16 protein-coding genes are annotated in these 21,177 nt (G+C 64.1%); 8 read left to right on the top strand and 8 right to left on the bottom strand.

Annotation, left to right across the window (positions count from 1 at the left end):
• Positions 1-3,609, top strand: coding sequence for a thiol reductant ABC exporter subunit CydC (gene cydC, locus A6B37_RS07580; protein ID WP_111825359.1), 3,609 nt, complete (start codon positions 1-3; stop codon positions 3,607-3,609).
• Here cydC and A6B37_RS07585 read toward each other — a convergent pair.
• Positions 3,581-6,163: a penicillin G acylase gene (locus A6B37_RS07585; RefSeq protein WP_111825360.1), complete on the bottom strand. Its 2,583-nt coding sequence runs from the start codon at positions 6,161-6,163 to the stop codon at positions 3,581-3,583. The two genes, cydC and A6B37_RS07585, sit on opposite strands and share 29 nt — an antisense overlap.
• Positions 6,164-6,317: 154 nt before the next feature.
• Here A6B37_RS07585 and A6B37_RS07590 point away from each other — a divergent pair, with 154 nt between their 5' ends.
• Positions 6,318-7,235 (top strand): LysR family transcriptional regulator, encoded by a 918-nt coding sequence (locus A6B37_RS07590; RefSeq protein WP_111825361.1) that lies wholly within the window; start codon positions 6,318-6,320, stop codon positions 7,233-7,235.
• Here A6B37_RS07590 and A6B37_RS07595 read toward each other — a convergent pair.
• Complete coding sequence (locus A6B37_RS07595) at positions 7,225-8,121, bottom strand: LysR substrate-binding domain-containing protein (RefSeq protein ID WP_111825362.1); 897 nt, start codon at positions 8,119-8,121, stop codon at positions 7,225-7,227. The two genes, A6B37_RS07590 and A6B37_RS07595, sit on opposite strands and share 11 nt — an antisense overlap.
• A 143-nt stretch (positions 8,122-8,264) precedes the next feature.
• Here A6B37_RS07595 and A6B37_RS07600 point away from each other — a divergent pair, with 143 nt between their 5' ends.
• From A6B37_RS07600 to A6B37_RS07610, 3 genes are all read left to right on the top strand, one after another.
• The gene (locus A6B37_RS07600) at positions 8,265-8,660 is read left to right on the top strand and encodes a RidA family protein (RefSeq protein WP_111825363.1); all 396 of its coding nucleotides are present in this window, start codon (positions 8,265-8,267) and stop codon (positions 8,658-8,660) included.
• Position 8,661: 1 nt separating this feature from the next.
• Positions 8,662-9,777, top strand: a complete 1,116-nt coding sequence (locus tag A6B37_RS07605; RefSeq protein ID WP_111825364.1) for an NADH:flavin oxidoreductase — start codon at positions 8,662-8,664, stop codon at positions 9,775-9,777.
• Between the two features lie 170 nt (positions 9,778-9,947).
• Positions 9,948-10,766, top strand: a complete 819-nt coding sequence (locus A6B37_RS07610) for a GIY-YIG nuclease family protein (RefSeq protein WP_111825365.1) — start codon at positions 9,948-9,950, stop codon at positions 10,764-10,766.
• Positions 10,767-10,992: 226 nt separating this feature from the next.
• On the opposite strand, the gene A6B37_RS07615 is transcribed toward A6B37_RS07610, so the two are convergent.
• Complete coding sequence (locus A6B37_RS07615; RefSeq protein WP_111825366.1) at positions 10,993-11,994, bottom strand: DUF3644 domain-containing protein; 1,002 nt, start codon at positions 11,992-11,994, stop codon at positions 10,993-10,995.
• A gap of 617 nt (positions 11,995-12,611) precedes the next feature.
• Between A6B37_RS07615 and A6B37_RS25950 the strand changes: the two genes are divergently transcribed.
• The 3 genes from A6B37_RS25950 to A6B37_RS07625 all read left to right on the top strand — a co-directional run bounded on the left by A6B37_RS25950 (position 12,612) and on the right by A6B37_RS07625 (position 15,648).
• Positions 12,612-13,436, top strand: coding sequence for a DUF6602 domain-containing protein (locus A6B37_RS25950; protein WP_146747999.1), 825 nt, complete (start codon positions 12,612-12,614; stop codon positions 13,434-13,436).
• Between the two features lie 331 nt (positions 13,437-13,767).
• A complete protein-coding gene (locus tag A6B37_RS07620) occupies positions 13,768-15,069 on the top strand; it encodes an FRG domain-containing protein (protein ID WP_111825367.1) in 1,302 nt (433 codons plus the stop codon).
• A gap of 288 nt (positions 15,070-15,357) precedes the next feature.
• The gene (locus A6B37_RS07625) at positions 15,358-15,648 is read left to right on the top strand and encodes a substrate-binding domain-containing protein (RefSeq protein WP_348639086.1); all 291 of its coding nucleotides are present in this window, start codon (positions 15,358-15,360) and stop codon (positions 15,646-15,648) included.
• On the opposite strand, the gene A6B37_RS07630 is transcribed toward A6B37_RS07625, so the two are convergent.
• The 5 genes from A6B37_RS07630 to A6B37_RS07650 are packed head-to-tail and all read right to left on the bottom strand — an operon-like array spanning position 15,645 to position 21,167.
• Complete coding sequence (locus tag A6B37_RS07630; RefSeq protein ID WP_111825368.1) at positions 15,645-17,327, bottom strand: N,N-dimethylformamidase beta subunit family domain-containing protein; 1,683 nt, start codon at positions 17,325-17,327, stop codon at positions 15,645-15,647. The two genes, A6B37_RS07625 and A6B37_RS07630, sit on opposite strands and share 4 nt — an antisense overlap.
• Before the next feature lie 25 nt (positions 17,328-17,352).
• Positions 17,353-18,342 carry an oligopeptide/dipeptide ABC transporter ATP-binding protein gene (locus tag A6B37_RS07635; RefSeq protein ID WP_102771425.1) on the bottom strand — a complete coding sequence of 330 codons (990 nt, stop codon included), beginning with the start codon at positions 18,340-18,342 and terminating at the stop codon, positions 17,353-17,355.
• Entirely contained in the window at positions 18,339-19,340 is a 1,002-nt protein-coding gene (locus A6B37_RS07640) for an ABC transporter ATP-binding protein (RefSeq protein WP_210405779.1), read from the bottom strand. The genes A6B37_RS07635 and A6B37_RS07640 overlap by 4 nt, the downstream gene beginning before the upstream one ends.
• Positions 19,337-20,230, bottom strand: coding sequence for an ABC transporter permease (locus tag A6B37_RS07645; protein WP_102771427.1), 894 nt, complete (start codon positions 20,228-20,230; stop codon positions 19,337-19,339). The genes A6B37_RS07640 and A6B37_RS07645 overlap by 4 nt, the downstream gene beginning before the upstream one ends.
• Complete coding sequence (locus A6B37_RS07650; protein WP_210405780.1) at positions 20,223-21,167, bottom strand: ABC transporter permease; 945 nt, start codon at positions 21,165-21,167, stop codon at positions 20,223-20,225. The genes A6B37_RS07645 and A6B37_RS07650 overlap by 8 nt, the downstream gene beginning before the upstream one ends.
• Between the last annotated feature and the right edge of the window lie 10 nt (positions 21,168-21,177).

Below are 21,177 nucleotides of genomic sequence, written 5' to 3' on the forward strand. Positions count from 1 at the left end.
ATGTACTTCGATTCACGATTGTGGCGGCTGACCGAAGGACTGCGCGCCGGCATGGCGGGCGGCATTCTGCTGGGGCTGCTGGCCCTGGCCGCGGGCATCGCGCGCTATGTGTTCCTGGGCCAGCTGCTGGCCCGGGTGTTCGAGGCCGCGCCGTGGCGGCAATGGGCCGAACCGGCGCTGTACGCGGCCGCCATGGTGCTGCTGCGCGCCGGCCTGGACCACTGGCGCACGGTGCAGGCCAACCGCTGCTCGGCCGAGGTGCAGCAGGCGCTGCGCGGCCGGCTGTACGACCGCATCGTGGCGCTGGGTCCGGCCTGGTTCGCCAACCGGCGCACCGGCGGCGTGATGCTGACCGTGGTCGACGGCGTGGAACAGTTGCAGACTTTCTTCGGCCAATACCTGCCGCAGGTGGCCATTGCGGCCGCGGCGCCCTTCGCCATTTTCGCGGTGATCGCCTTCTGGGACGTGCCGACCGCGCTGGTGTTCCTGGTGGCGGCGCTGTTCGCGCTGTTCGGGCCGATGGCCGTGCACATGCTGGACCGCCGCGCCAGCCTGGCGCGCACCAACGCCCTGAACGAGTTCGGGGAAGACTTCCTGGACGCGGTGCAAGGCCTGCCCACCCTGAAATCGTATGGCCAGGGCAAGGCCTGGGGCCGGCGCCTGGCCACCCGCGCCCGCAGCCTGTCGGACAATACTTTCTGGGTGCTGTCGGTGAGCCTGCTGACGCGCGGCATCAGCGACCTGGGCGTGGCGCTGGGCGCGGCGCTGGCCCTGACGCTGGGCGCCTGGCGCGTGGCCGCCGGCGACATGAGCGTGGAAGCCCTGCTGATCGTGCTGATGGCCGGCACCGAAATTTTCCGGCCGCTGCGCGACCTGCGCTCGGTGCTGCACCGGGGCATGCTGGGCCAATCGGCCGCGGTCAGCATCCACGCCCTGATGGACGCGCGGCCGCTCACGCCGGCGCCCGCCCTGCCCCAGGCCGGCGGCGCGCCGGCGCGGCTGGAACCCACCATCGAATTCGAGGACGTGGCGTTCTCGTACACGCTCGAGCGCCGCGCGCACCAGGGCCTGAGCTTCCGTATCGCGGCCGGCGAACGGGTCGGCGTGGTCGGGCCCAGCGGCGCGGGCAAGTCCACCATCGTGCGCCTGCTGCTGCGCGAATGCGTGCCGCAGGCCGGCCGCATCCGGGTCGGCGGGCGCGACGTGAACGAACTGGACACCCAGGCGCTGCTGTCGCACATCGCGCTGGTCAGCCAGGACATCACGCTGTTCCATGGCAGCATCGACGAAAACCTGCGGCTGGGGCGCCCGGACGCCACGCAGGAACAGGTGCGCGCCGCGGCCCGCGCGGCCAATATCGACGATTTCATCATGGCGCTGCCCGACGGCTACGACACCCGCATCGGCGAACGCGGCCTGCAATTGTCGGGCGGCCAGCGCCAGCGCGTGGCGATCGCGCGCGCGCTGCTGCGCGACGCGCCCATCCTGATCCTGGACGAAGCGCTGTCCTCAGTGGACACCGAGAACGAGGCGCTCATCCAGCAGGCGCTCGACCGGCTGATGGCCGGGCGCACCACGCTGATACTGGCGCACCGCCTGGCCAGCGTCATCGGCGCGGACCGCTGCCTGGTGCTGGACCGGGGCCGCGTGGTCGAGGCCGGCGCCCATGCCGCGCTGATGGCCCAAGGCGGGCTGTATTACCGGCTGATGTGCGAGCAGGCCGAGGCGCACCGGCAGCCGGCCGCGGCGTCCCCTCTGCCCGCCGCCGAACGCGGCGCGCCCGGCGAAACCTCCGGCAAGGAGCCGGACACGACAAGCCCGGCGATGCGCACGCTGGACGCGGACGCCGCGCGCGTGGGCTGGCGCGACACGCTGGGCACGCTGCTGTCGGTGGTGCAGCCCTGGCGCGGCACGCTGATCGCCACCATCCTGCTGGGCGTGGCGCGGGTGGCCGCCTTCATCGGCGTGGGCGTGCTGAGCGCGCTGATCGTCGCCGCCATCCGCGACGGCCGCGAGGTGTCGGGGCTGATCGTCGCGCTGCTGGTCGTCGCGCCGCTGGCCGCGCTGTTCCACTGGCTGGAGTCGTGGCTGGCGCACGCCATGGCCTATCAGCTGCTGGCCGACATGCGGATCAAGCTTTACGACAAGCTGGAACGGCTGGCGCCGGCCTATCTGCTGCAGCGCCGCTCCGGCGACCTGGTCGCGCTGGCGACGCAGGACGTGGAGATGGTGGAGTACTTCTATGCCCACACCATCGCGCCGGCCATCGTGTCGGTGCTGGTGCCGCTGTCGGTGCTGGGATTCCTGGCGGTCTACAGCTGGCCGGTGGCGCTGGCGCTGCTGCCCTTCCTGGCCTATGCGCTGGTGTCGCCGGTGCGCGGACGGCGCAAGGTCGACGCGCTGGGCGACAAGGCGCGCCATGCCTTGGGAGAAATGAGCGCGCACGCCACCGACACCATCCAGGGTCTGGCCGACCTGACCGCGTTCCAGGCCACGGAACGCCGCCGCGCGCAGTTCCTGCAGGTGGCCGACCGCTACCGCATCCGCCGCCTGGAGATCCTGGACGACCTGTCGCGCCAGACCGCCTGGTTCGAGGTCGCGATGGGGCTGGGCGGCCTGGCCGTGGCCGTCGTGGGCGCGCTGCAGGTGGCCGCCGGCGCGCTGTCGGCCGGCATGCTGCCGCTGCTGGTGCTGATCGCGCTGGCCACTTTCCTGCCGGTCTCGGAAATCTCGCAGGTCAGCCGGCAGCTGGCCGACACCATCGCCGCCACCCGCCGCCTGCACGTGGTGGCCAACGAACCCGAACCGGTCACCGACGGCCCGCTGCCCGCGCCGGCGGCGGCCCACGGCCTGTCGCTGGCGTTCGAGCACGTCAGCTTCGCCTACCCGGGCAAGCGCGAGGACACCTTGCGCGACCTGAGCTTCACGGTTCCGGCCGGATCCACGGTGGCCGTGGTGGGCGCCTCGGGCGCGGGCAAGAGCACCGTGGCCAGCCTGCTGCTGCGCTTCTGGGACCCGCGCACGGGCGCGGTCAAGCTGGACGGGGTGGACGTGCGCCGGCTGCGGCTCGACGCCCTGCGCGAACAGGTGGCGCTGGTGACCCAGGACACCTATCTGTTCAACGACACGCTGGAAGGCAATATCCGCCTGGCCCGGCCCGAGGCCAGCCCCGGGGAACTGGCGCGCGCGCTGGAACAGGCGGCCCTGGCCGACTTCGTGCGCAGCCTGCCCGACGGGATCGCCACGCGCGTGGGCGAGCGCGGCATGCAGCTGTCGGGCGGCCAGCGCCAGCGCATCTCCATCGCCCGCGCCTTCCTGAAGAACGCCCCGGTGCTGATCCTGGACGAGGCCACCTCGCACCTGGACACGCTGTCGGAAATGCAGGTGCGCGGCGCGCTGGACGTGCTGATGCGCCACCGGACCACGCTGGTCATCGCGCACCGCCTGTCGACGATCCGCGACGCCGACCTGATCCTGGTGCTGGACCGCGGCACGCTGGCCGAGGCCGGCACGCACGACCAGCTGCTCAGGCGGCAAGGGGTCTATGCGCGCCTGGCCAGCCACCAGGGCGGCTACGCGGTCAGTAGCGCAACGTCTCTACCGACTTAGCGTTGGCGCGGACTTCGGCCTCGGTGAACCAGACCCGCTTGCTGCCGAAGCTGGCGTACAGGTCGAACTGGTCGCGGGTGTGGGGCGAGGCCGTGCCGTCCGGGGCCACGAAACCGCTCTGCCCCGGCGCCACCACGTCCACCGCCCGCACGCCGCGGGCGTCGAACACCGTCATGTTGTTCTCGGTTCCGCGGTTGTGGGTGGCGGGATGGCTCAGCACCGCCTTCTCGTCGGCCTGCGGCACGCCCAGGAAGTTCTTGGGCGCGAACACCATGGGCGGCGCCGGAATCCGCCAGCCGGCCGGGTCGTCGCCATAGGTCTTGCGCAGGGCGGCGAGCGCGTCGTCCAGCGCGGCCAGCGTCACCGCCTGCGGCGGCTGGCCGTTGAAGAAGTCGTAGCGCTGCGGCACCCCGGACGCGCGCCCGGCCAGCGCGTTGTACAGCACCTTGGAGCCCACCGTCAGGTTGAGCGAACCGGTGGCGGGCGCGGCCGGCGTGGGATAGCCGGTGGCGCTGTACCACTTGAAGAAGTCGGCCGGCATCTCGTCGGCCAGCGTACGCTTGAGCATGGCGCGCAGCCACGCGTCCATCACGGCCGGCCCGGCATTGTCGTAATAGCCGGGCTGCCTGTCGCTGGTCGCCATGCCGTCCCACGACGCCAGCGCCGCGACCATCCGCGCCCGGGCGTCGTCGGCCGGCAGCCCCTGCACCGCCTGCTGCAGGAACGGCAGGAAATGGCGGCGATTGACGTCGGCGTAGCTGGTGGTGCGGATCAGGTCCCACATCTGCTGCGCGCTGACCTTGCCGCCGTTGGCCGTCATGGCCCGCAGGCGGGTCTCGATCTCGGCGTAGCGGTCGGCCTGGCCCCACACAATGGCGAACAGATCGGTGGACGGGTAGCCGCGCATGGGCTGGTTGTTCCAGTTGGCGATAAAGCCCTGGCGCGGGTTGTAGACCTGCGGATTGGTCGAGAACGGCAGCATGCCGTCCCAGTCCATCTCGCCGGTGCCGGGCACCGGCAGGCGCGGATCGTGGCCGGCGCGGCGCTTGGGATAGAAGCCCGTGTGCGCGTAGCCGATATTGCCGCGGTCGTCCGCGTAATACCAGTTGATGGTCAGGGCGTGGCGCGCGGCCTGCGCTTTCCATTGCTCCCAGTTGCGCGCCTGGGTCTTGTGGGTCCAGGCCATCAGCGACTGCAGTTCGAAGCCTTCCCAGGCGCGCGCCTTGGCGTAGGCCACGTTGTTCTTCTCGTCGAACTTGGTGACGATGCCGTGCACCGTGCGATACACATCCATCAGCACCGGCTGGCCGTCCTTGACCTGGATGAGCTCGCTGCGCTTTTCCATGGTCTTCCAGGCGCCGTCGTGGAAATAGCGCGTGCGGTCGTCGGGATCGAGCTTTTCGGCGTAGATGTCCACGTCGTCGCCGAAGCCCGCGGTCGAACCCCAGGTCACGTGCGCGTTGTGGCCGAACAGAATGCTGGGATAGGCGAACGGCGTATTGCCCACCACGTCGAAGCCCGCGCCGTGCAGGCCGATGCCATACGTGTAGGCCGGGTTCCACCAGCCGAACTGCGGCCCGTTCAACAGAATGGCGCGGGCGTCCTTGGCGTGTTCGCGTCCCACGATCCACATATTGCTGGTGGTCGGGAAACCGGCGATGCCCGGCTGGCCCGTCTCGGCGAACTGCGCCAGCAGCTGCGCGCGGGCGGCGGCGGGCGGCTCGTCCACCACGCCGCGCGTCTGCGGATCGCGCGCCACGCGCTCCAGCATGGGCGGCGTGCCGTCATAGCGCGGCAAGGCATAGGACAGCCTGGCCGCCGGCCGGGCGGCGTCGGGTTGGTACACGCCGTCTTCCTCGGGCACCGTAGTGGGCGCGCGGCTGTCGTTCATCCAGCGCAGCTGGTTGAAGATCTGCATGGCGCGCTCGTCTCCGTGCTTGTCCTTCAACGCGGTCAGCAGCGCGAGGTTGTCGATCTCGCTATTGGCGTCGGAAAAGCGGTTGGCCATGGTGCCCACGAACACCATCGCCACGTCGTACGCGGTCCAGTCGCCGGGCTGGAAGCCCAGGTCGTTGAACTCCTTGGGCATCAGGCTGCCCGGCTCGGCGCGCACCTTCGCGATCCACGCGTTCATGCCGGCCGCATAGCCGTCCAGGATCTGCCGTTCCGAGGCCGGCAGCGCGGCCAGCTGGCGCTGGATGCGCTCGGGCGAGAAATTGCCGCGGATGGACTTGTCGAAAGCCACCATGGCCGACCCCAGCACCTCGGCCACCCGGCCCTGCGTGCTGCGCCGGGCCATCTCCATCTGGAACAGCCGGTCCTGCGCCACGGCATAGCCGTAGCCATAGAAAATCCCGTACACGGTATTGGCGTACACATGCGGCATGCCATAGCCGTCGCGCCGTATCGTGACCTGCCCGCCGGCGACGCCGGCCGGACGCGCCGGCGCCTCGGCATGCTGGCGGGAATGCTGCTGGACGTCCTGGGCCTGGGCCTGGGCGCCCACGGCCGCGCAGGCCGCCAGGATGGCGGCCGACAACAAGTGCTGCTTCATCAGTTTCTGTCTCCGTATTTGACTGGCCGCGCCACAGTGCGAGTCCCGCGCGCGGATCGCGGCGCCTCTGCCGGGCGCCGTCAGCGGACCATCATACGAACTGCCAATTTATAATTCCAATGCATTTATTTCATAGTATTGATGCGCTTGGATCATGGACTTCCAGAAACTCAAACACCTGCTCGCGGTCGTGGAACACGGCACTTATTCGCGGGCGGCGGATGCGGTAAACCTGTCGCAGCCCGCGCTCAGCCGCAGCATCCAGGCGCTGGAAGCCGAGCTGGGCCTGCCGCTGCTGGACCGCGGCACGCGCCGCGTGCGCCTGACGCCCTACGGCGCCTGCGTGGCCGAACGCGCGCGCCGCATGCGCTTCGAGGAAGCCGAACTGCAGCGCGAACTCAAGACCCTGCACAGCGGCGAATCGGGCACGCTATCCATCGGCCTGAGCCCCGCGCCCGCCTCGCTGCTGCTCTCGCCCTTTCTGACCCACATGGCCGAGCGCCATCCGCAGGTGCGCGTCGGCGTGGAACTGGGCGCCACCGCCGCCTTGCTGGACATGCTGCGCGCCGAGCGCGTCGACGCCATGGTGTGCGACGCCCGCATGCTGTATGACGCGGCCGACCTCGAAACCCGCGCCCTGCCGCCGCTGCGCGCCGGGCTGGTCTGCCGCAAGGGCCATCCCATCCTGGCCCACCGGCGCCCGGGCATCGAACAGGTCCGCCGCTATCCCGTGGCCTCCAGCACGCTGAGCCCCGAAGTCTCGCTGCGCCTGGCCGAAACGCTGGGACCGGGCGGCGCGCCCGAGCAAATGGTCACCCACCGCTGCGAAAACCTGGACGCGCTGGTCGAGCTGACGCTGCATTCCGACACCCTGCTGCTGGGCGTGATCTGCGTCACCCGCCGGCAGCAGGAAGCCGGGCAGCTGGTCGAAGTGCCGATTCCGCCGGACCCGCAGCGCCAGGGCCACTATGCGCTGGCGCGGCTGAAAGGACGCACGCCCTTGACGGCGCAAGACGCCTTGTACGAATTCACGCGCCAGTGCTGGGACGGGTTTGCGTCGTTCAGGGCGTAGCTTCCAGCCCCGCCTGCGTTTCCAGCCAGTCCGCAACGGCGCGCACCGGCGGCGACGGCGGCCGGTCCGCGGGCTTGGCCAGATGATAGGTGTGCCCCGAGATCACCGGCCCGAACGGCTGCACCAGGTGGCCCGCCTCCAGCTCCTCGGCGATCAGCGCCAGGCTGACCAGCGCCACCCCATGCCCGGCGACGGCGGCCTGTATGGCATGGCCTTCATCCGAGAACCGCAGCTCGCTTGCCTGCCGCGGCTCGCGCCGCCGCGCGATCCTGAACCAGCGCTCCCAGGTCGGGTTCTCGGCCTGCGGCCGCTTCCAGTCGAAACGGATCAAGGGCACGCGCGCCAGATCGTCCGGTGATTCCACGCCCAGCCGCGGATTGGCCACGGGCGCAAAGCGGTCGGTGAACAGCGGCCGGGCAACCAGGCCCGGATACGGCCCGCGGCCGTAGCGGATCGCAATGTCCACCGCCGCGGATCTCAGGTCCACCACCTCATCGCTGGCCTGCAACTGCAGGTCGATGCCCGGATGCCGGCTGCGGAAATCGGCCATGCGCGGCACCAGCCACTTCACGGTGAAGGCATTGGTCGCCGAGATGGTCACCTGCATGCGCGTGCGCGCATGCGTCAGGCGCGCCAGCGTCGCCTCGAAGGCATCGAACCCGTCGCGCAGCACCGGATAAAGCTGCACGCCCGCCTCGGTCAAAGACACCCTGCGCACGTGGCGCTCGAACAGCGCCAGCCCGGTCTGCGCCTCCAGCGCGCGGATCTGGTGGCTGACCGCGGTTGGCGTCACCGCCAACTCCTGGGCGGCGGCCTTGAAACTGCCCAGGCGCGCGGCCGCCTCGAATACGCGCAGCCCGGACAGCGGAAGGGATCGGCGTTGCATGATTTGCCCTACAGATGAGTTTTACTCACCTTATAGCTGACAAATGAACCTTTGTCACCGAAGCCTCGCATCCCTAAATTACCGGCATGGGTCGGCCATCCCTGGCTGATTCCCCGATCGACCATGAATAAGGAATTCTCATCATGCTACAACGCGTCGTCACCCAGCCCGACAACTACGAACCCTTCCTGCTGTCGCAGGGCATCCGCTTCGGCGACCTGCTGTTCATCTCCGGCCAGGCCGGCGCCGGCGACGACGGCAAGATCGTCGACGGCGGTTTCCTGGCGCAGGGCGAACAGGCCTTCCACAACCTGCGCCGCGCGCTGGAAGCCGGCGGCTCCAGCCTGAAGGACGTCATCAAGGTCACCATCTTCGTCACCGACATGGGGCACTTCAAGGACGTGGTGGCGCTGCGCCGCCGTCATTTCTCGGCCCCCTACCCGGCCGACACCATCGCCGAGATCAAGGCGCTGTACGACCCCGCCGCCATGATCGAGATCGAGGCCATCGCGGCCGTGCGTGCCCAGGAGGGCCGCTGACATGGGCGCGCACGCCGCACTGTACACGCCGCTGCGGCTGGGCAACGGCCTGCGCCTGGCCAACCGCCTCGCCGTCGCGCCCATGACCCGCGTCAGCGCCACGGCCGACGGCCGCGCCACGCCGCAGATGGCCGACTACTACGAAGCCTACGCCGCCGGCGGCTTCGGTCTGGTGATCACCGAAGGCGTCTATACGGACCAGGCCCACGCGCAGGGCTACCTGTTCCAGCCCGGCCTGGCCGACGACGCCCAGCGCGATGCCTGGCGCCCCGTCGTGGACCGCGTCCATGCGCACGGCGCCCGCATCGTCGCTCAACTCATGCACGCGGGCGCGCTGTCGCAGGGCAATCCCCATCGCGCCACCACCAAAGGTCCCTCGGCCGTGTTGCCGCGCGGGCAGCAGATGACGTTCTACCGCGGAGCAGGCCCGTACCGGCTGCCCGAAGCCATGACGGACCAAGACATCGCGGTCGCGGTCGCAGGCTTCGCACAGGCGGCGCGCAGGGCGCAGCAGGCCGGATTCGACGGCGTCGAGATCCATGGCGCCAACGGCTATCTGCTGGACCAGTTCCTCACCGACTACACCAACCGGCGCGCGGACCGCTACGGCGGCAGCCTGGACAACCGGCTGCGCCTGACGGTGGAAGTCATCCAGGCTGTGCGCCAGGCCACGGAGCCGGGCTTCACCGTAGGCGTGCGCAGCTCGCAGGGCAAGGTCAACGACTTCACCCACAAATGGCCCGGCGCCGAGGCCGACGCCGCGCAGATCTTCCGCACGCTGGGCGCGCAGCCCATCGACTACCTGCACACCACCGAATTCGAGGCCTGGCGCCCGGCCTTCGGCGCGCAGGGCCCGAGTCTCGCGGCGCTGGCGCGGCGGCATGTTCCAGTCCCCGTGCTGGCCAACGGCTCGCTGCACGACCCGATGGCGGCGGCCGGCATGATGGCGCGCGACGAGGCGGACTTCGTTTCGCTGGGGCGCGGCGCGCTCACGCACGCCGACTGGCCCGCGAGGCTGCGCGCCGGCCAGCCGCTCGAGAGCTTCGACCGGGAGCTGTTGGCGCCGATCGCTGACCTTGCCAATGCGGCGCGGCATCGCAAGGGGCGCGGCGGATGAGGTCTTGCGGTTCGCCGCCCGACCTCAGGCTGCCGGCCAGATCAGCATCGGAGCGTCGGTGATCCGGTTAGGCTTCTCCTCCGAGGCGCCGTCACGAGCCTGGGGAAACGGGAAAGAACAGAATCATTGGCTGCGGCATAAACTTCATCGTCTTCTTGCTGAGTTGAGCTATGAAAGTCTTTGATTTGCTGCGGATTCAATACCCTTCACTGGAAGCCCGGAATTGCAAAGTCCATCTTGCGCGCTTCAACCAGTATGAGCAGCCGCTAGACGTGTTCATCGAGGGACGATTCGATGAGTGGCAATCCTGGCAACGCAGCCGTAACTTTCAACGAGAATTCGTGTTGTCTTTCGTCCAAGCCGGGACGACAACTTCGTGGCTGTTCGTCGGACTGTATCGCGTGAAAGACTGCCAGGCAGTAGCAACGCCGCCTGCGCACTTCATCTATGAACTGGAGCGAATCAGCGCCTGTGAAGACCTGGTCGGCAGGCTATATGCTTCCAGCCCCTACACAAAACGCAATTCCTATGTGTATGGGGAAACGCTGGAGGCCGAACTGGTGGTAAGCCAGCTCCTGCCCCGCCGGCTCAGCATTGCGGATTTCCCTGGCTACAAGCGGGTGGATGTGCCCAAGGCTCAGCTCGACATCATCGTAAGAGACAACATACCGACCTGGCGTACTGCCCTGTCCAATGTGAAAGGCATCTACCTGATTTCCGACAGGAAAACGCATCAGCTCTATGTAGGCAAGGCGGACGGTACCGAGGGCATCTGGGGACGCTGGTGCGCCTACGCGCAGAATGGACACGGGGGCAATGTGGCCTTGAAGGAAGAATTCAGGCTTTCTTCTGCGGACCGGCTGGCGGATTTGAGGTTCTCGCTGCTTGAGATAGCGGATATCCATTCAACGAAAGACGAGATTCTGGCTCGTGAAGAGCACTGGAAGTCTGTGTTAATGACTCGGGAATGTGGCTTTAACAGGAATTAATCGGAGTAGTGATGTCGGTGTGATCTGGGAAGCTCATGCGGGCCGTTTGTTCGGGAGTTCGAATTTTGGCTTGATCTCTTGACATTGAGGACGGCTTTCGGCCAATAAGAGCCATTGTCCTGCGCGTAGTTACGTTGACCAAGGGACTATTTATCCATGAGCGAGCGGCCATGTCGCGACGCTTCTTTGCCAACTCGTTGGGCGCCCCCATGATAAGTACCACCATTTAGTGATCGGATTGATCCGCGTACGCGTCCAAAATTCGATCACGCATATTCGGACTGTAAAAGTCCTTTTTGCTGCTCTTTGGATTGTTCGGATCAAGAAGTCTCGAATGCACCAGCCCCTTTTCCAGCATCAAAGGCTTCTTGAGGAGGTGAAATTCTTTGTTGAACTTGATGTCGGGCTTGCGTCGCCTCAACTGAGCCTGCAAATCTGCATATGTCCATGGATACGCCGCCATAAGTTGGTTCTCGTCTAGACGTATTGCCAAGGCTTCGGGATCCCGGGTGACCTGAACATTAGCCGCTGTATCCAAATTGGAGCGGTGCAGTCTTACATCTACGCGCACCGCAACTTGGTATTCACCGTCGGCGCCTGCCTGTGTTGCCGTCGCCTGTAGGCGGTCGATTAGGCGCTTTTCATCCTTCGTGACCACCACGGCCGCCAACTCATCGACACCGTGAAAAAACGCTACGGGCAGCATCAGTGACAGGGAACTGGAGAAATCTCGGTCGAACCACCTCTTGCTCAATAAAACGTAATTGCGAACGCTAGCGCAAGCCAATTCCAACACGTTCCGTTGTAACAGAGCACTCGCGACAATAAAGTGAGTTGCATTGTCACGAACGTCAATTAGGGATTCAAGATTCAATGACGCCGCTTGAGGCACTCGGTCGGCGGGCCCCTCAGACTTTTCCAAGGCAGTAATGCACGCAGTCAACTGCAAGGTCATCGGATTGCCAGTACGGTTTTTCTTCACCGTCATGTGCTTCGTGCTCTTGCCCCCACCCTTCAATTTGCGCGGCTCGCGCACTTGGATAATTTTCGGATCGTTCTTGGCATCCTTCAGTAGCTTGGCCTTCAGCAGCAGTTCCCAAGCATTGACCGCGAGGATGCAAAACGTTTCCTCACGGTATGAAAAGGTGGGGCTGTTGTACACCTCTATAGCAGCAAGCATTGCTGAATGGGACTTTTCTAGAAACTTCTGATGTAGCGCCGTAGCCATTCTCTGGGCCTCTGTTACCTTAACTGTTCAGACTCTCGTTTTACTTCCGCGACCCCGGAGAACCCATCGATGGATAGCTTGCCGCCTGTAGAAATATGTGGCGCTAGCTACTGCCAGACGCCGGCCCCCAGATGCTAGTCGAGACGCGAAGATTAACCTCCTACGCGGTGACTCGGTTGGGCGCCACTAATAGTCCGATGTGCGGATACGTAAGTTCCCCGTTCAGGTGGACACCAGCCGGTAGCCTTCGCGCTCAAGCAGGCGGAACTGGGAACAGTTGTGCCCGAGGTCTGCCGGAAGATGGGTGGGGGCGGAGCGAACTTCTCGTCAAACTACCACCTGAAGCAACACCTGAGGCTTGCGCAACAATCTCTCACCGCCTTTGCTCCGCGTCCACATTCCTCTTGAGCCATCATCTCGTTTGGAATTCGATCTATCATGACTCCATCTTACAAATTTACCGCTCCTTTACTTATCCTTCTCGAGGTAATGGATAGCGGTAGGGATGACAGATCTGAACTCATTGCCTGGTGCCAAAGCAGTTCACAAAATTAATAGAATTCGGGAACCTTGACAACTAAATACACGCACGCGAACCGCAAAAAATATGACAGATTATGGACAATAATACATCTTTCGAAATATTCTTAAAACCACGACTTGAAGCTATTCACAAGATGATGATGGCAGGTTTTTATGGAAGCGGAGAGCTAAGTAGCGCAAGCAAAGGGCATGAGCGAGAGCTATTCGTCAATACATTTTTATCTCAGATATTTCCCCCAAATTATCGCTTTGGAAGCGGGGACATCATTGATGGACACACAAAGAAAAGTGGCCAAGTAGATATTGTCATCGAATACGCAAATTTCATGAGCTTCCCGTATTTGTTCGGCGGTCCGCGACTTTATCTGGCAGAAGGTGTTGCTGCCGCAATAGAAACGAAAAGCAATTTAGGTGGGCAATGGGACGAAGCACTAGCCACGGCTACCAAAATCAAGGAGCTAAAGCGAATTTTCATACCTGATCGCGACAAAGAACTAGCGCTAATGCTGGACAGGTCCGGTGCTTATGCTCGTGCCTTGGGCCACCCAGGTACATCACCTCAGCCAGTCTATGAGACGCAGTCTTATTCCTCCCTCATAGTTAATGAGAAATACCCTCCACAACAGATTCCAGTATTTATAGTAGGCTACAAGGGATGGCAAAATGAAGGAACGCTAGGCGAAAAACTGCGTAGCGCTGACGGAGTTGTCGACGCCATACTTACGCTAGAGCCTTTAATGTATCGTTGCCGTCGCGGCGCAAGTTCACAAGGATTTGCGGCTTTGTTTCAGTTTATTGACGGACTGTTTCACTACGTACAAAAAAACTTTATGCAGGCGCCCATGAACGATATATATTTTATGCCGAGAAATTTATATGAACAATTTTCTAACGTCTAGCTAAATCAATAAAATCTTGAATCCTGTTTTAGTAAAATACGAAACGACCAGCGGCCTTTTAAACGTATTAGAGGTGTCGCTCGTCAGTTCAGCAAAGTCAGATCAGGGTCGGGAGCGGTCTGTCGTCATAGACGGCTCCCCGGCCAGGATTGGTCATCCGGACAACGCCAAGCCATATCCACTCTAGGCAGAGGCACCCAGCGCAGAAACGCACTGGAAGCACCTCTCCCGACGCCTACAGTATTCGGTCAAGCTGCGTTAATCGATCGCTTGCCGGGGCGGCGCATCGGGTATCGTCATAGGCTAACTTCACCTTCATTTAGAAAGCAGCATGTTCAACTTCCTCGTAACAGCAAAAGACGATGCGTGGACTCTTCCTGGCTACGCCTACGAACGTAGCCGATTCCTGGAATACACCAGCAGCGAGATCGCTGACCGATTTCAAGAGCTAAAGGAGCCGCAACTCAGTACTTTGCTGGGCCTACCTTGTCTGTTCGCTTACGAGGGAAAGGACCAACCCATGCGGGTCGGACGGCTGAAGTCAATCAAACTGCGTAACGATGGCCGGACATTGTATTTAGTTCCGGAACTAGATCCCGAAATTCCGCCCATCGCATTCGAACGAATCGAGCCCCATCAATTAGCGTTGGACATTCGCGATTGGGAGCTTACCCGCACTCATTGGGCGATTAAGGACCAGGATCTGTTCGAAGTGCTGACAACAGCAAGGCTGATCCCTGCGGTCGCCGCCCCTCCAAAGCTGGCAAAGTCAGATCTACCTCCACCTATCGTTCCGTCAAACCGTGCTGACAGCGTTGGTACCTTCATCGAGACCGTGCTTGGACTGGATCATGGCGGGAAGGAGGTTTTCTATCGAGGACACTCCAATCGTACAAAATATCGGTTGGAGCCGTCGATCTTCCGAAAAGACGACAACGGGGACTTTCTCAACCTTACTGCGGAAGACCGTATGTATAGGGAACTATTGGTCTCAAACTCGACAGACTTCCAGGGAGATATCTACACACTAGACCGATTGGTGCGGATGCAGCATTACTCTCTGCCGACTCGATTATTAGACATTACGTCTAATCCGTTGATCGCGCTGTACTTTGCCTGCAAGAGTCATATTGATGTAGAGGGTGAGGTCATCGTGTTCTCCATGGATCGGAATCAAATCAGATACTTTGACTCCGATACTGCGAGCTGCATTGCAAATCTGACCCGCCTCCCCCAGCAGAGTAAAGAAGCGATCGACTACAGTGGAAACGCAATCCGGGAGTTCAATAAGCAGCCTGCGGTGAAACGCCTTCTACATTTCATCAAGGAAGAGAAGCCATTCTTTGAGGGGCGTCTCGATCCACGTGACCTTCGCTCTGTTATTTGCGTCAAGGGCAAGCACACTAACAGCCGGATTGCGTTCCAGTCCGGTGCGTTCTTGCTGTATGGTCATGAAGCCACACTGGATGAGGACGGTACTCCGGAGATTTCGGTACGCCGAATCGCCGTTACGGACAAGAGGGCCGTGCTCAAGCAACTTGACCAGCTCAATATCAACGAAAGTACAGTGTTTCCCTACATCGAAAATTCGGCCAAATACATCGCCAACAAGTTCTCTTTCAAAAGTAGCTAACGATTTCGTTCTCTCAGCTACTGTGGCAGTCTGACTGCGCCTTGCTTTAATGCTACGACTGCCTGAGTCACTTCCGGAAATTGACGTAATCGCGTGACCCGAGGTAGGGCGCAAAACGGGCACTTGAACCGGTCAAGCGAGCGGCCGCTACGGGTCGGGAGCAGCCTGTCGTCACAGACGGCTCCCGGCTAGCGGCGGGCCACTAGGCGCGCGAGCGTCAAACTGCATGTCGCGCTGAGGCGCCGTGTAAAGCCGGTCTTTCATATCGTCCGCCGCTTCTGAATCGGTATGCGCCGGTGTGCAACGGACGCACGGTCCTCGTATGTCAGCGTTGGCCGAAAGGTATGTCAGCGAATTTTGACAACCAAGGGAGCAGGAGCCATATACATGCTATCCAAGACTCGAGCCGGGCAGGTCGCGCACATTCGGTGTGAGGAACCGTACCGTATCTACCGGGATGCTGGCGCCGTCGTGACCGGCAAAGGCAAGGCCAATCCGCAGGCCCAGCCGTTCGTCGACTTCCTGACGGCCCCGGAAGGCAGGGCCATTTTCATGAAGTGGGGCTGGAAGACGGACTAAGCCCGTCCTTTGGCGAGGAAGCGGTCCAGCACGTTGCGCGTGACGCCCTGGGTGTAATAGCAGTTGCGCGTCAGGCCCATGACCCATTCGCAGCTGCCCGCGGTGAACACCTCGCCCTGGCCGCGCGTCATCGAGACGATCATGCCTGAGCCGTATTGATGGCGGGCGATCGCCTCTGGCGTGGACTCGCCGCTCAAGGCCTCGGCCTTGCGCGCGAGGCCGCCGTCCTTGAGGTAGTACCGGAAGCCCTCGCCGTCGTGCATTTCTTCGCCATAGAGCGCCGGCGACATGGCCAGTATCTCGGCGCTTTTCGGCGCGCCATCCTCGTGGGTCGGATATGGCAGGCCATGCCGGAAGGTGTATTCCAGGCCATCGACCTCATAGGCGAAGATACCGGCCTGCGCGCCCATGACATCGCCGTAGTGCATGTCCAGCCCTTCGAACGCCCAATGGCGAGGCCGGTACACCGTGAACCCCCGACTGGCTCGCGGCGCGAAACCGCCCCAGGACGAGTACACGCCACGCATGCCGTTGACGCCGAAGGTTGTGGCGCCAGGCCAGTTCACGGCCTGCTCTTCCCAGGCGCCCGTCAGGGTCGCGTGCGCCGGGCCGCCGGCTACCGGGTCTTCGGTCTTGGCTCGGGCCTTGTAGCAGACCTGCGTCCGCCCTTCGTCCTCGAGGCGGATCTGCCACATGAAGTTGCCGGCGAATCGCGCCACGCTGCCGCCCTGCTCCACGAAGCGGTCGATGGACTCGCGCATGCCGCGGGTCCAGTACTCGTCGTGGCCCGCAATGACCACCGTGCTGTAGTCCTGCAGGATCTCGGGGCGGTAGTGCAGATCGGTCTGCGTTGCCATGTCGAAGGCATAGCCTTCGCGCTGCGCCCACACCGCGAAATGCCGTTCGAAGTGCGCCCAGCCCGAGGATGCGTAGTACTGCGCGAAGCCGTTGGTGTAGGCCCACTCCTTGGTGGGATAGCGCGGCGCCTCCCAGGGCTCGCGGGGCACCGGATCGCACAGGCGCGGCGCACCCGGCGGAAGCCATACCAGCCCGCGCGTCCAGGGGCGCTGGTTGCTGAGCACGGGCGAGAACTGATTCCGCTGCGGCCCGTCGATGCCGTCATAGGCATTGGCGCCGCCCCAATCGTTATAGGCCATCCAGGTGGACGTCGACAAAAGGAACAGGAACTTGCCCGGACGCGCGCCTTGCCCCGATTTTGGACGCACGACAAAGAAATGGTGCTGCAGAAAGCGCGAACCATCCGACCGCTCGCAATGCGCGGCCACCCGGTAGAAGCCGCTGGTGGCGTCTGGCGGCAGGCGCCAGCGATGCGCCTCGGGCCAGCCGCAGCCGTTGCGGTAAGCCTGGTCGGGCATGGCCGCGAACTCGCCGGCGATGTTCTGCTGGCTGTGCACGCATTGCGGCGCCGCGCCGTCCAGCCAGACCTCTAGCGTCCAGCGCTGCGCGGTGCTGGAGGCATGGAAGGCGACCTCCTGGCCGGCCTCGTAGGACATGGCGTCGGTGTAGACATAGACCTCCGGCAGCGACGGGTCCTCGCTGGGCGCCTCGTACCAGTGCGACAGGTGCAGCGCCCGGTCGGGATGCATGACGCCCGTGGGGCGCGCGCGCTGGTTCAAGGGGCCGAACTCGGGACGGGCGGGCTGCTGCGGGTCGGACATGACGGACATTCCTCGATCGTTGCGGTCAGGACGCGGGTTGGGCGGCCAGGGTTTCATGGAAGTGGCAGGCCACGAGCCAGCCGGGTTCGACTTCGCGCAGCAGGGGCTTTTCTTCCCGGCAACGCGCGGCCGCATGCGGACAGCGCGGGCTCAGGCTGCATCCGGCAGGCCGGTTCAGCACGCTGAGCAACTCTCCCTTGATCGGCGGCGGACGCACACGGCCCGCCACCGGACGCGGCACGGCCTTGAGCAGGGCCTGCGTGTAGGGATGGCGCGGCGCGGCGTAAAGCGAACGCTTGTTGCCGATCTCCACGATCTCCCCGGCGTACAGCACCGCCACGCGATGGGAAATGGCTTTCACGACGGCCAGGTCGTGGGCGATGAACAGGTAGCTCAGGCCCAGCCGTTGCTGCAGGTCCATCAACAGGTTGACGATCTGGGCCTGCATGGAAACGTCCAGGGACGCCACCGCCTCGTCGCACACCACGAAATCCGGATTGAGCGCGAGCGCCCGGGCGATCACGATGCGCTGGCGCTGCCCGCCGGAGAATTCGTGCGGGAAGCGTCCCGCGAAGGCAGCGGGAAGCCCCACCATGTCGAACAATTCGGCCACCCTCTCCTGGCGCTCCTTGCGCGTGGATTTGCGCGCGATATCCAGCGGCTCGGCGACCGCATCGCCCACCCGCATGCGCGGATTCAACGAGGAATACGGGTCCTGGAACACAAACTGGATGCGTTGCCGCACCGCGGCCAGATTGGCCCGCCCCTGCGGCCCGGCGATGGATTTTCCGAACAGGCGGATATCGCCCTCCGAGGGTTCCAGCAGTCCGATCATCATCCGGCCGATCGTGGATTTGCCGGACCCGGACTCCCCCACGAGGCCGATGGTCTCGCCGTGATGAATGTCGAAGCTCACCTGGTCGACCGCCCGCAGGACGGCGTTCTTGCCGGCGCTCCGGCCCAGTTTGAAATCGCGGCTCAAGCCGCTGACCTGCACGATAGGATTCTGGCTCATGCGGCGATCTCCTCCTTTAGCTGCTCAGCCGCGCGGGGCGGGCAGCGCAGGATGCGTCCCGACGGCAAGGCCTGGATAGGCACCGGCGCAGCCAGACAGGCAGGCTCCGCACGGCCGCAGCGCGGCCCGAAGCGGCAGCCCTGCGGCCAATTCCCCGAGGCCGGAATGCTGCCGGGAATGGCCAGCAGACGCTCATGATCGGCGTCCAGGTCCGGAATGGCGCGCAGCAAACCTTCGGTATAGGGATGCAGAGGTTTTTCGAACATCTGCGCGGCGCCGGCTTCCTCGACGATGTGGCCGGCGTACATCACGATGACGCGCTCGACGAACTCGGCAACCAGACCAAGGTCGTGGGAAATCAGGATGACGGACATGCCGATCTCGGCTTGGAGCTCGCGCAGCAGTTGCATGATCTGGGCCTGGATGGTGACGTCCAGCGCCGTCGTGGGCTCGTCCGCAATCAGCAGTTTGGGGCGGCAGGCGATCGCCATCGCGATCATGACCCGCTGCCGCATGCCGCCGGACAGGCGGTGCGGATACTCGTCCACACGGCGCCGGGCGTCGGGAATGCGCACCATGTCCAGCAGCTCGACAGCACGGCGCCGTGCGGCGGCCTTGTCCATGCCCTGGTGTATGCGCAGCGTTTCGCCAATCTGGTCCGCGATGGTCAGCACCGGGTTGAGCGACGTCATGGGATCCTGGAAGATCATCGCGATGTCGCCGCCGCGCACCTGGCGCAGGCCGCCTTCGGGCATGGCAAGCAGGTCCTTGCCCTCGAAGCGTATCGCCGATCCGGGCATGCGCGAGGTGCGCTTATGGTGCAGCCGCAGGATGGACAGCGCGCAGACGCTCTTGCCGCTGCCCGACTCGCCGACGATGCCCAATGAACGGTTCGCGTCCAGCGAAAAGCTGACATTGCTGACCGCGCGCGTCCAGCCGGCGTCCGTGCGAAAGTCCACGCTGAGGTCATCCACCTCCAACAAGGGCTGGTTCATCATGCGCCCTCCACTTTCAGCCGGGGATCGAGAACGTCGCGCAGCCCGTCGCCCAGCAGGTTGATGGCCAATGCCGACAGGCTGATGGCCAGCCCCGGAAACAGCATGATCCACCAGGCTTCGACGGCGTAATCCCGCCCCTCGGAAATAACGTTGCCCCAGCTCGGCATCGGCGGCGGAGGGCCGATGCCCAGGAAACTGAGCGTGGCCTCGGCCAGGATGGCGTAGGCGAAAATGAAGGTCAGCGAGACCAGCAACGGCGCCAGCGTATTCGGGAATATGTGGCGGCCGATGATGCGCCACGCGCTGGCGCCGCTGATGCGGGCCGCGTCCACATAGTCCAGCCGGCGGATCACCAGCACCGTGGCCCGCACAATGCGCGCGATGCGAGGCACATAGGCGAAGGCCAGTGCAATGATCACGCTATGGATCTGCGGGCCGAGCACCGCATTGATGCCGATGGCCAGCAGAATCGCCGGGAACGCCAGCAGCGCGTCCATGATGCGCATCAAGAACGAATCCAGCCAGCTGAAATAACCGGCGATCATCCCCACCAGCGATCCGCCGATAGCTGCCAGCACCGACACCGCCAGGCCGATCCACAGAGACAGGCGGGCTCCATACAGTACGCGAGTAAAGACGTCCCGGCCGTACATATCCGCGCCGAACGGATGTTGCCACGAGGGCGGATGGAAGCGGTCGGAAATGCGCATCGCCATCGGATCGCCCGACGTAATGAACGGAGCGAACACCGCACCGGCGATGATGACCAGCAGGATGGCGGCGCCGATCCTGAACGAGCGGTGCCGCCACAGGCGTTTGAAGACACGGCGCCGGGCGCTGGATACGGCGGGCGCCGCCTGCGCCTGGCTGTTGATCGCAATATCAGTCATAGCGCACCCGCGGGTCGATGAAGGTATAGAGCACATCGATCAACACGTTGATCAACACGAAGGCGAAGCCCAGCAGCAGCATGGTGCCCTGCACGGTCGGATAGTCGCGGGCCATGATGGCCTGCACCAGCAGCCGGCCGATGCCCGGCAGCGCGAACACCTGCTCCACGACCACCGAGCCGCCGATCAGCAGGCTGACGATGTACCCGCCCACCGTCAACACCTGGACCAGCGTATTGCGGAATGCGTGCTTGGAGACGGTGAAGAACTCCGACACGCCTTTGGCGCGGGCCGTGCGCACGTAGTCCTGGTCCAGGATTTCCAGCATCTCGGAGCGCGTCATACGCGCCAGAAAGCCGATCTGGAACAGCGCCAGCACGGCGGCCGGCTGGATCAGCGCGCCCAGCCATTCGAAGAAGCCGTCTTCCATGGGCACATAGCCGGCGGAGGGCAACCACCCCAGATTGACGCTGAACAGAATGACCGAGAGCGTCGCAATCCAGAAGTTGGGCACCGACACGCCCAGCAAGGCAAAGCCCATGACGGCCGAATCCAGCCAGGAATCGCGCCAATAGGCCGCGGTGATGCCCAACGCAATGCCCACCGGTAAGGTAATGGCGAATGCCACGGCCGCCAGCGACAAGGTGACGGGCATGCGCTCGGCGACGGCGGACAGCACGGGCTGGTTGAGCACCAGGGACTCGCCGAAATTGCCCTGGGCCAGATGCGTCAGCCACAACCAGAGCTGCTCAAGCAAGGGCCTGTCCAGCCCCAGCGTGCGGCGCATGGCCTCGATGGCTTCCGGGCCGGCCTGGTCGCCGGCGATGATGACGGCCGGGTCCCCGGGCAGCAGGTGCATCAGGAAGAAGGTCAGGACGGCCACGATCAGCATGACCGGAACCGCCTGCGCGATACGAGTGGAAACGGTATGGAACATGGTCGCCGCT

Source organism: Achromobacter sp. HZ01, from assembly GCF_003267925.1.
In the GTDB taxonomy this organism is placed as follows: domain Bacteria; phylum Pseudomonadota; class Gammaproteobacteria; order Burkholderiales; family Burkholderiaceae_B; genus Achromobacter; species Achromobacter pulmonis_A.

What these genes read in the sequence shown, in the direction of transcription:
- cydC (WP_111825359.1), top strand. Translation starts at nt 1, where the DNA reads ATGTACTTCGATTCACGATTGTGGCGGCTGACCGAAGGACTGCGCGCC.
- A6B37_RS07585 (WP_111825360.1), bottom strand. Translation starts at nt 6,163, where the DNA reads ATGAAGCAGCACTTGTTGTCGGCCGCCATCCTGGCGGCCTGCGCGGCC.
- A6B37_RS07590 (WP_111825361.1), top strand. Translation starts at nt 6,318, where the DNA reads ATGGACTTCCAGAAACTCAAACACCTGCTCGCGGTCGTGGAACACGGC.
- A6B37_RS07595 (WP_111825362.1), bottom strand. Translation starts at nt 8,121, where the DNA reads ATGCAACGCCGATCCCTTCCGCTGTCCGGGCTGCGCGTATTCGAGGCG.
- A6B37_RS07600 (WP_111825363.1), top strand. Translation starts at nt 8,265, where the DNA reads ATGCTACAACGCGTCGTCACCCAGCCCGACAACTACGAACCCTTCCTG.
- A6B37_RS07605 (WP_111825364.1), top strand. Translation starts at nt 8,662, where the DNA reads ATGGGCGCGCACGCCGCACTGTACACGCCGCTGCGGCTGGGCAACGGC.
- A6B37_RS07610 (WP_111825365.1), top strand. Translation starts at nt 9,948, where the DNA reads ATGAAAGTCTTTGATTTGCTGCGGATTCAATACCCTTCACTGGAAGCC.
- A6B37_RS07615 (WP_111825366.1), bottom strand. Translation starts at nt 11,994, where the DNA reads ATGGCTACGGCGCTACATCAGAAGTTTCTAGAAAAGTCCCATTCAGCA.
- A6B37_RS25950 (WP_146747999.1), top strand. Translation starts at nt 12,612, where the DNA reads ATGGACAATAATACATCTTTCGAAATATTCTTAAAACCACGACTTGAA.
- A6B37_RS07620 (WP_111825367.1), top strand. Translation starts at nt 13,768, where the DNA reads ATGTTCAACTTCCTCGTAACAGCAAAAGACGATGCGTGGACTCTTCCT.
- A6B37_RS07625 (WP_348639086.1), top strand. Translation starts at nt 15,358, where the DNA reads ATGCGCCGGTGTGCAACGGACGCACGGTCCTCGTATGTCAGCGTTGGC.
- A6B37_RS07630 (WP_111825368.1), bottom strand. Translation starts at nt 17,327, where the DNA reads ATGTCCGACCCGCAGCAGCCCGCCCGTCCCGAGTTCGGCCCCTTGAAC.
- A6B37_RS07635 (WP_102771425.1), bottom strand. Translation starts at nt 18,342, where the DNA reads ATGAGCCAGAATCCTATCGTGCAGGTCAGCGGCTTGAGCCGCGATTTC.
- A6B37_RS07640 (WP_210405779.1), bottom strand. Translation starts at nt 19,340, where the DNA reads ATGATGAACCAGCCCTTGTTGGAGGTGGATGACCTCAGCGTGGACTTT.
- A6B37_RS07645 (WP_102771427.1), bottom strand. Translation starts at nt 20,230, where the DNA reads ATGACTGATATTGCGATCAACAGCCAGGCGCAGGCGGCGCCCGCCGTA.
- A6B37_RS07650 (WP_210405780.1), bottom strand. Translation starts at nt 21,167, where the DNA reads ATGTTCCATACCGTTTCCACTCGTATCGCGCAGGCGGTTCCGGTCATG.